At 72.6% G+C, this 2,683-nt stretch carries 3 protein-coding genes; all 3 read right to left on the reverse strand.

The window, feature by feature from the left end; translation table 11 throughout:
- Positions 1 to 427, reverse strand: a 427-nt coding sequence (locus tag ACTIR_RS26125; RefSeq protein ID WP_161629604.1) for a LacI family DNA-binding transcriptional regulator, incomplete at its 3' end; no start/stop codon positions are given.
- A complete protein-coding gene (locus ACTIR_RS0100595; protein ID WP_026452833.1) occupies positions 424 to 1,827 on the reverse strand; it encodes a GH1 family beta-glucosidase in 1,404 nt (467 codons plus the stop codon). The genes ACTIR_RS0100595 and ACTIR_RS26125, both read right to left, overlap by 4 nt.
- 3 nt (positions 1,828 to 1,830) lie before the next feature.
- On the reverse strand, positions 1,831 to 2,616 hold the full coding sequence (locus ACTIR_RS0100600) for a carbohydrate ABC transporter permease (RefSeq protein ID WP_154663619.1): 786 nt from the start codon (positions 2,614 to 2,616) through the stop codon (positions 1,831 to 1,833).
- Between the last annotated feature and the right edge of the window lie 67 nt (positions 2,617 to 2,683).

Raw genomic sequence — 2,683 nt, forward strand, 5'->3', positions numbered from 1 at the left:
CCGCGGTGCGCACTCCCGCGGCGTCCTCCCCCGCGGCGCCCTCCCCCGCGGCGTCCTGCCCCGCGGTGTCCTCCCCGGAACCGCGCATCATCAGCACGAGCTGGCGCCCGCTGCCCGCGAGTCCCGCGTGGACCCCGCGCAGCACCCCGGCGAAGAACGGGTCGGCGAAGACCCGGTCCCCCGGTTCGGAGACCACCAGCGCCACCGAGTTGGTGCGCCGCGTGACCAGACTGCGGGCCGCCTCGTTGGGCACGTAGCCGACCTCGGCGATCGCCGCGGTCACCGCCCGGCGGGCGCGTCCGCTCACCCCCGGCAGGTCGTTGATCACGCGGGACACGGTCGAGCGGGAAACCCCGGCCACCCGGGCGACCTCCTCCAGCGTGGGGGTCGCCCGGTCGTCGGCCGGGTGGTCCCCGGGTTCGTTCATCGTCGTCCGTTCAGCCCGTTGTCCGCCATCACCCGGGAATACCATGACGCACTCGCCTTCGGGGTGCGGCGCTGGGTCCGGTAGTCCACGTGCACCAGGCCGAACCGTTTGGCGTAGCCCTCGGCCCACTCGAAGTTGTCCAGCAGCGACCAGTAGAAGTAGCCGCGCAGGTCCACACCCTCGGCCACGGCCTCGTGCGCGGCACGCAGATGGGCGTCGATGAACGCGATGCGGTCGTGGTCGTGCACCGCGCCGTCGGCGTCGGCCCGGTCGGGGAAGGCGGCGCCGTTCTCGGTGAGATACAGCGGCAGCCGGGGGTACTCGGTGTGCAGCCGGCGCAGCAGCGCGGTCAGCTCGCCCGCGTTGACGTCCCAGCCCGAGTCGGTCTGCGGCAGACCCCGGTCCGGGAACCCCGCGTGCTCGGCGCCGACCCACTCCGACGGCAGGCCGGACTTCTCGTCCGGGACCGCGGAGACGTACAGGTCGCGGTAGTAGTTCACCCCGAGCAGGTCGAGCGGCGTACCGATGCGGGCGGTGTCGCCGTCGGCGACCACGTCGGCCAGCCCGTACGGCGCGAGGTCGGCGAGCACGTCGTCCGGGTAGTGCCCGCGCAGCACCGGGTCGAGGAACAGCCGGTTCTGCAGCCCGTCCACCCGCCGTGCGGTGTCCCGGTCGGCGGCGTCGGCCGGGTCGACCGGGGTGACCGGGAACAGGTTGAACGTCACCCCCGCACGCGCGCCCGGCGCCAGGTCGCGGATCCGGTCGACGGCGAGCCCGTGCCCGAGCAGCAGGTGGTGCGCCGCGGCCACGGCAGCGCGCGGTTCGGTGCGCCCGGGCGCGTGCCGGCCGGAGGCGTAGCCGAGGAAGGCCGCGCACCACGGTTCGTTCAGCGTGGTCCAGGTGTCCACCCGGTCGCCGAGCCTGCCGAGCACGGCCTCGGTGTACTCGGCGAACCGGTACGCGGTCTCCCGCGCGGCCCAGCCGCCCCGCTCCTCCAGCGCCTGCGGCAGATCCCAGTGGTACAGCGTGGGCCACGGGGTGATGCCCGCCGCGAGCAGCGTGTCCACCAGCTGCTCGTAGAAGTCGAGCCCGGCGGGGTTGACCGCGCCGCCGTCCGGCCGCACCCGCGGCCAGGCCAGCGAGAACCGGTACGCGCCCACGCCCAGCTCCCGCATCAGCGCCACGTCGGCGGCGAAGCGCCGGTAGTGGTCGGCGGCGGGTTCCCCGGTGTCCCCGCCCACGACCGCACCGGGCCGCGCACAGAATTCGTCCCAGATGGACGGTCGGCGGCCGTCGGCGGCCGTCGCCCCCTCGATCTGGAACGCCGCCGTGGACACACCCCACACGAACCCCGGAGGGAACGTACACCCGTCCGTGTGGACGGAACTTTCACCGAGCACGAGTCACCCCTTCACAGCACCCTGCATGATCCCGGCCACGATCTGGCGGCCGAGCACGATAAACACGACGAGAATCGGGATGGTGGCCAGCGTCGTACCGGCCAGCACCAGCGAGTAGTCCACGTAGTGGCCGCTCTGCAGGCGTTCCAGCGCCACCTGCACGGTCGGGTTGTCCGCGCCCAGCGCGACCAGCGGCCACAGGAAGTCGTTCCACGAGGTCATGAACGTGAACATGGCCAGGAACGCCGCGGCCGGGCGCACGGCGGGCACGCACACGTGCCAGAACACGCGGATCATCGAGCAGCCGTCCGCGCGGGCGGCCTCGATCAGCTCGTACGGCACCGCGCCGACGGTGTACTGGCGCATCCAGAACACCCCGATCGCGGTGACCAGGTTGGGCACGATCACCGCCTGCAGCTGGTTGGTCCAGCCCAGTTCGGACATCGCCATGTACAGCGGGATGATGCCGAGCTGGGTCGGCACGGCCAGTGTGGCGACGACGAACACGAACAGCGGTGTGCGCCCGCGGAAGCGCAGCTTGGCGAAGGCGAACCCGGCGAGGGTGGAGAACAGCACCGTGGACACGGTCACCGACCCGGACACGATCACGCTGTTGCCGAGCGCCTTCCAGAACTCGACCGTGTCGAACACCCGCGCCGCATTGGCGAGGAAGTTCCCGCCGGGAAGCAGTGGCGGCACCGCCTCGGTGAGCATCGAGGCGTCCCGGCTGGCGACCAGGAACTGCCAGTAGAACGGGAACACCGAGCCGAGCACGAACGCGGTCAGCAACCCGTAGACCCAGAACGCGGGCCTGCTGCCCGCCGCGCCGACGGGGCCGGGACGCCGGCGGCGCCCG

It is taken from the genome of Saccharomonospora iraqiensis subsp. iraqiensis (assembly GCF_000430445.1).
Lineage (GTDB): Bacteria > Actinomycetota > Actinomycetes > Mycobacteriales > Pseudonocardiaceae > Saccharomonospora > Saccharomonospora iraqiensis.